The sequence below is a fragment of the Okeania sp. SIO2F4 genome (genome assembly GCF_010672385.1).
Lineage (GTDB): Bacteria > Cyanobacteriota > Cyanobacteriia > Cyanobacteriales > Microcoleaceae > Trichodesmium.
Window position 1 is genome coordinate 1 of record NZ_JAAHGT010000501.1, and the last position, 6897, is coordinate 6897.

The window sequence follows — 6897 nt, forward strand, 5'->3', positions numbered from 1 at the left end:
AGAAGGATGGGTAGTTTTTGTATGGTTATTTTGGTTTTTGGTAGTTAAGCGATCGCCACAGAGTAGTTGCTATCGCTTAATAATTTTATACCTATTCTATTGTAACAATATTTTTTGAAATTGGTATTAGACAAGTTCCTTGTAATTTATTTGGGTTTTATGATCCTCTTAGAGGATGGAGACATATAGAAGTTACTGAACGACGTACCAAGAAAGACTTTGCTTACCAAATGAAAAATTTAGTTGATGTACATTTTCCTAATGCTAGGAACATTTCGGCGTTGCTGAAAAGTAATGATAAATGTTGTAGAATTCAAAATATGAAATGTCCGAAATGTAACTCCACCCAAACCAGGAAAAATGGCCGAAGACGTGGCCAACAGTGTTTCCAATGTCGAATCTGTGGTCGTCAATTCGTTGAATCCCCTAAAAGTCAACCCTATTCACCACAGATTAAAGAACTATGTCTAAAGATGTATCTCAATGGCATGGGTTGACGAGCTATCCAAAGAGTAACAGAGGTTCATCATACAACCATTATCAAATGGATTAAAGATGCAGGTATAAAATTACCAGATGCCCCCGAAGAGCAAGAGATACCAGAAATCACTGAAATTGATGAGCTACAGACTTTTATAGGCCACAAGAAACACAAAGTTGGGATTTGGACAGTACTCAATCATTGGAAGCCAGGAATCTTGTTGTGGGTTGTAGGCGATCGCAGCAGCAAAACCTTTGAATATTTGTGGTTAATAATTAGGTGCTGGCATAGCTTTTGGTATGTAAGTGATGGTTATTCTGTGTACCCTTGTTTTATTGCACCAGAGGATCACGCGCGTCAGTAAAACTTATATGACCAGGGTGGAAGGGGAAAATACTCGACTCCGACATTATTTGGCTCGCCATCCCATACAAAACCCTTTGCTACTCTAAGTCCCTTGAGATGCTCAAATATTCTATTCGTCTTCTGCTGCACTATCTAAAATTTGAAACCCTTCCTACATCAGCATAGATCATTACTAATCAGCAACGCCAATTAAGGTGGTTTTAGATAATCTTAATACTCATACTTTCTCAGCTTTATATGAAGTGTTTTCCCCAGAATAAGCAAGTCGAATTATGAGAACATTAGAGTTTCATTATACTCCAAAACATGGCAGTTGGCTGAATCAAATTGAACTAGAATTTTCTGTTCTATCTCGTCAATGTCTCAATCGAAGAATCGGAAATATAGAAGAATTACGCTCTGAAATTGCTACTTGGGAAAAAGAAAGAAATCAAAAAAGAATCAAAATTGACTGGCGTTTTCAGGTGGATAATGCCAGAGAAAAAATGGGTTGTTTATATCCTAATGTCAACCTATCATAATTAAGTTGGTCATCTACTAGTTGACTTTGATAGTCTACAAGGCTGGAGAATATATTGAAGTTTGCCATTTTTTATCTCAACGTTGGCCCTTGACCCGCGCTCTCCTGACAAGGGAGCTGAGATATGGGAAAACCAATCAATAAGAGCGGTTTTTCCAAAGCGTGTGCTATAGTACCATTAGGCTGCTGGGCTAGCAGTGTCAGCGCCAGTCGCTCATGGGGGAGACCCCCTTTGGCGGCGCTGGCAAGTCTTTAGGAGCGCGCCTTTAGACCGGAAAGAGGCGAGGGCCTTGGAGGCTGGTGCATTGTTAGCGCAGCTCCTCTGCGCATAGGCAGCAGAAAGCCCAAATAGCGCGATGGTTAGGAATCCCGCGCTGTCACGCAAGTGCAGCGTCGGGAGGATGTCAATACTCCAAATATCTTAAATTGATTACTCCCATCCCTGTGAATAACTACCTATTCACTCAAAACTAAAACTCTCATGTTTGCCAGAAAATTTGGCTCGGTATTATTCTATTGGGACGGAAATTATAGCGCTACGCGCAAGTCAAAAGGCAAAAGCGAGTGCATAATTCTGAGGAGACCTCAGAATGTAAGATGCACTCAAGACAGGCAAAAAGAAAAAGTAATCTCTGAGTGAGTTTCAGTATTTAGAGATGCCCTAACCTAAATGCGTAGTGCCACAGTTGCTAAATTCTGTGTCAAAAGCTAAAACTTTAAATTTCAAAAATAGGTAGACTTTTCCCTGCACATTAAAAAATGATTTAATACTGTTTAAATCAAACTTTTTAATTGAATTTAATCTCTAATTAATAGAGTCATACCTATTTCTTAATATTTTTTTAATAGCAGGAGTTATCCAAAACATTACTTAATGCTGTAAGACCGAAGTTCAAAATTCAAAACCTCAACTACATTCTTGGCCATAATCTGCAATACTTACCATGGAGAGAAGCCCCTGTTCGGTGGTGAACCCCCTTTTTGAGTTGTTAATATTTCTGTTCTGGCAGGAGTTACGCAAAAAATTTGGTAATAGTGTAGCACAGAACTTCAAAATGCAAAAATTAAACTACTAGACTGACACATCTTAAATGCTGCAATAAGTGTAGGTTGGGTTGAGGGACGTAACAAGATCCCGTCAAGGTAACCCAACAACAATCTTTCTCCCGTACGGACGCCCTTATGCAACGTCCGTACTCCCTAATGCACAGTTTGAGCTGTGTCAGTCCACTACAGCAGTCGCCATTACTGGCGCGGATATTCTCAAATGATAGTCACAGCAAAAATTTAACTTCTGACTTATAATTTTTGACTTCTGACTTCGCGCCTTATGACTTTAGTGAAACGGTATAAGTATGAAGGGATGCCCAGATTAGATTAACTTTTCTAAAGTTGAAGACCTATTTTGAGATTAAAATGCACCTACCTCCTAAAATATTACCTTAATATCTTCTAAAGATTTTTGAACTCCAATTTGAGAGGAAAAAATATAAGTATGCCAGAAGCAACAGATTCAGGATTCGTTCAACCCTATGGAGGAGATCCTTTCGTAGGTCATTTATCTACTCCCATCAGTGATTCTGACTTTACCAGAGCATTTATCGGTAACTTGCCTATCTACCGTCCAGGTCTATCTCCAATTCTACGCGGTTTAGAAGTAGGTATGGCCCACGGTTATTTTCTTGCAGGTCCTTGGACAAAGCTCGGTCCATTACGGGATTCCGCAGTTGCTAGCTTAGGTGGACTAATTTCTGCGATCGCTCTAGTTCTAATTGCCACTATTTGTTTATCTGCTTATGGCCTAGTTTCCTTCCAAGGCGAAAGTTCTGAAGGTGCAGACCCATTAAAGACTTCTGAAGGTTGGAGTCAATTTACTGGTGGTTTCTTCATCGGTGCAATGGGTGGTGCCGTTGTGGCTTTCTTCCTAATCGAAAACTTCCAGGTTGTAGACTCAATTTTCCGAGGTCTTGTTAATAACTAAATTCCTCATATTCAGTTATCAGTTAACACTATATCTGGCTGAAGCTAGAGACTTGAAATACTGAAGTTGATTTTTTTATCCCCTATCCAAGGGGAGATTTGAGACCTTATTTTTTGGTCAAACTTTTTTGGTTAAATTAGGCGATCGCCTACTTTTAAATTATGTAATTTAAGGAGAATTTGAAATGACTGGTGATTATGCAGCATCTTACTTACCTTGGATTTTAATTCCCGTAGTTTGTTGGTTAATGCCAATTGTAGTTATGGGTTTATTGTTCATTTACATTGAGAGCGAAGCCTAGTTTTTGATAATAAATCTAGGTTAATAAGTTAATTCACAAAGTGGCGTATTAATATCTACCTGGTTGATAATTCAGGAGATAAAAACGCCACTTTTTATTATTTTTGGGGAGGGTTGATATTGGCAATATTTTCCATAGGAATATTGAAATTATCGTATAATTACATATAATTACGGGTATCAAATTAATCTTTAGTATCTTATATAGCACTACGCAAATAGGTTAGGACATTTCTAAATCATGAAACCTTTTGATAGTCAACTGTTCCCTGTTCCCTGTTCCCTATTCCCTTTTCAAGTAGCGCTATACCAATAACGACACGCGGGATTTATCCTGGCGTAATCTGCTATAATAAAAAAAGTCACCTACATGGTGAACTATTCTAGTTAAAGGTAGGATGACTGCTATTCAACTCCATTTTAGTTACGTTGCAATGCAGTCTAAACATTAGTTGTGGAAAATTCTTGAGGTAGGTTATGCCAACAATGCAAATTGGGTTACTTGTCCTGGGAGGAATTCTGGTTTTAATTGCACTGGTTGGAGGTAAATTTAAGATATTTGGTGCTGAGGTGGAAGCCACTACCTCTAATCCTTTTCTACGTTTCATAGCATTCTTCCTTGGAACCGTTTTAATTATTGCAGCATTGAATCAATCTAACTTTTTAAGCACAAATTCTGTTAAGAAACCAGATGTTAAAAATCTAGAAGTCCATGCTGATTCTTATAAAGGCACTCCTTGGCAGAACAAAAGCAATGAATATATAAAAGTTAGGTTTGAAGCTAATGGTGAATGGCTTGCCATTCCTGAACATGTGTCTAATGTTCCCGATAGCGCCAAGGGGTATTTATCAGCAAAAGGTGACCCTAATTTTCGTGCAAATGACACATTGTGTACAAGAGCTCCTCTGGGAGCATTGGTAGTAATGACAGAAGATAAAAAAACTTGTGAAGCTTATGGTGAAGTAGGTGATTTTGCCCTAGATCCAGGAGAAACTGTTTACTTCATAATGAATGATGTTCCTGAGCTGTATCGGGACAATAAGGGAGATATTGACGTTAAACTCTACATCTCAAAGGTGAGATAGGGTTGAGTGGTGGTGATATCAGAATCACCTACAGCAGATGCTTCTGTAGTAGAGGTAGAAAAATGAAACGTATTGACCCCAGACCCCACAGCAACTATTCGTCCCACATCAGAAGCAAAAGCTTATCTCGACACGCTCAAAAATCAGGCAGTCTTTCGAGGAATGATAGATCCTTATGTATTTGCTGCAGCTTACGCCATCAAAAAAAATGTTGATATTTCCCAAGCTCTCCTCACAGGTTCCCAGGATATAGTATATTTTATATTTTAGTAAAAATGTTGATGATGAGGTCGGTTTGGCGCTAGAGGCTGGAGTTCATGCTATTAGTAAAGGCAACGGTCAGCCCGAACCTGCTGATAGTTGGGAAGTTCTGGAAATTATCAAAAAATATGCAGAGGTGGGACTTAATTTGTTAAAAGCAAGATGGGAAGGAAAGACTGATACTCAAATTCAAGATGACGTCCGCAGAATTATTAGTAGAAAAATAAAATAAATGTCAACATAAAGCAATACAATAATAAGTCGGTACTATTACTTATAGGTAAATCGTGAAAATATTCGTATACCATACCCCGGAAGAAACCCCCACGGAAAATATGCCAGACTGCGCGATCGCAGTTGATGTCCTCAGAGCGACAACAACAATGGCCACAGCTATTCATACGGGTGCAGAAGCAGTACAAGTATTTAGCGACGTTGAAGAATTAATGGCAGTTAGCGAAAAATGGCCTGCGGATAAACGCATTCGTGTCGGGGAACGAGGTGGTAAAAAAGTGGAGGGTTGTGATGAAGGCAACTCACCCTTAAACTTCACATCAGAAGCAGTCAAAGGTAAACGCTTATTTATGACTACTACTAATGGCACCCGTTGTCTTAAACGTATTCAAAATGCTAAGGTTGTTCTCGCTGCAGCTCTTGTTAACCGTCGCTCAGTAGTTGAATATCTTAAGGAAAATAAACCAGAAACAATTTGGGTCTTAGGTTCCGGATGGGAAGGTAGTTATTCTCTGGAAGATACAGTTTGTGCAGGGGCGATCGCTCACAGTCTACTTACAGAAACTAATTCTCTGTTAGATGAAACTGTAGGTAATGATGAAGTTTTCGGAGCGATGTCTCTCTATCTTCAGTGGCAGGAAAAATTGTATGAATTAATGAATCATGCTAGTCATGGCAAACGTCTCCAACGTCTAGAATGTTATGAAGACTTGAAATATTGTTCTGAAACTGATATCTTAGACGTTTTACCTATGCAGAAAGAACCTGGAATTTTGTCTTAGTTCTAAAAAAGTTAGTGTTTTACCTAACACGATATTATATCATGTCCGGATAATGAGCGATCAAAAAGTTTTTGTTTGTAGTAGGGTTTTAGCCCATTATATATTAGGACTAAAGCCCTACTACAAGCTTAATAATAACTATTCAACCAGACATGATATTAGACATCTCCAGAAATTAATATTCCTTTTCTATCTTGTAAGGATGTTCCAATGAGAAAATCTCTCCTTGAAGCAGGAATATAGACCTCTCCCCCAACCCCTCTCCTACAAGGAGAGGGGAGAGAGATTCTTGGTTGGTCGATCCGCAAAAGTATTTAATTTGATTAATATTCTCCCCCTTCCCTAGTAGGGAAGGGGGTCGGGGGGTTAGGTTTTTTTTACTGTACTTCTTTTTGATTTATCTGCAACTAACCGGAAGGGAGGAAAGAAAATTTGTAGCTAACTTCAGACAGAAGGATATTGAAAGTATTCAAGTTCCTATCCTGCTGAAATTTTCATAGAGGAATTGTGTCATGGGAAATAGAACAGAAACTATTAGCGATATTATTCATAAGCGTCGCCCCCTGGTTCAGAAAATTGAACGCACAGAAACAAATCTTAGGGAGCTGACCCCTGCATTACACGCTCTCGAATCTCAACGTAATCAATTAATTACACAAATAGAAGATCACAAAATCAGAGGTAGACTTGCGGAAATTGATTTTCTGGCGTTGTACTTGAAAATAGCTACAGAATTAGAAGCATTGGCAAAATTGAAGGTGCGTTTTTCCCGCGATACTCTTAATATTGGGGTAGTTTGTCGTGCGAGACAAGGAAAAAGTCGCCTTTTGCAAAGTTTAACTGGGTTGACCACTACAGAAATTCCCGATGGCGATCGCCAACATTG

6 protein-coding genes and 3 pseudogenes are annotated in these 6897 nt (G+C 38.9%); all 9 read left to right on the forward strand.

The window, feature by feature from the left end:
• Positions 1-320: 320 nt before the first annotated feature.
• A pseudogene (locus F6K22_RS25835) lies at positions 321-1012 on the forward strand (IS1 family transposase).
• A 95-nt stretch (positions 1013-1107) separates the two neighbouring features.
• Positions 1108-1368: pseudogene (locus F6K22_RS25840) on the forward strand (transposase); the annotation flags it as partial.
• A 1494-nt stretch (positions 1369-2862) separates the two neighbouring features.
• Complete coding sequence (locus tag F6K22_RS25845) at positions 2863-3348, forward strand: photosystem I reaction center protein subunit XI (RefSeq protein WP_293104623.1); 486 nt, start codon at positions 2863-2865, stop codon at positions 3346-3348.
• Between the two features lie 184 nt (positions 3349-3532).
• The gene (locus F6K22_RS25850; protein WP_293104626.1) at positions 3533-3649 is read left to right on the forward strand and encodes a photosystem I reaction center subunit VIII; all 117 of its coding nucleotides are present in this window, start codon (positions 3533-3535) and stop codon (positions 3647-3649) included.
• A gap of 476 nt (positions 3650-4125) precedes the next feature.
• Positions 4126-4734 carry a hypothetical protein gene (locus F6K22_RS25855; protein WP_293104629.1) on the forward strand — a complete coding sequence of 203 codons (609 nt, stop codon included), beginning with the start codon at positions 4126-4128 and terminating at the stop codon, positions 4732-4734.
• A 72-nt stretch (positions 4735-4806) separates the two neighbouring features.
• Complete coding sequence (locus tag F6K22_RS25860; protein WP_293104632.1) at positions 4807-5004, forward strand: hypothetical protein; 198 nt, start codon at positions 4807-4809, stop codon at positions 5002-5004.
• A 25-nt stretch (positions 5005-5029) separates the two neighbouring features.
• Entirely contained in the window at positions 5030-5227 is a 198-nt protein-coding gene (locus F6K22_RS25865; RefSeq protein WP_293104634.1) for a hypothetical protein, read from the forward strand.
• A gap of 55 nt (positions 5228-5282) precedes the next feature.
• Positions 5283-6011, forward strand: coding sequence for a 2-phosphosulfolactate phosphatase family protein (locus tag F6K22_RS25870; protein ID WP_293104637.1), 729 nt, complete (start codon positions 5283-5285; stop codon positions 6009-6011).
• 512 nt (positions 6012-6523) lie between these two features.
• Positions 6524-6897 (forward strand): annotated as a pseudogene (locus F6K22_RS25875) (hypothetical protein); the annotation flags it as partial.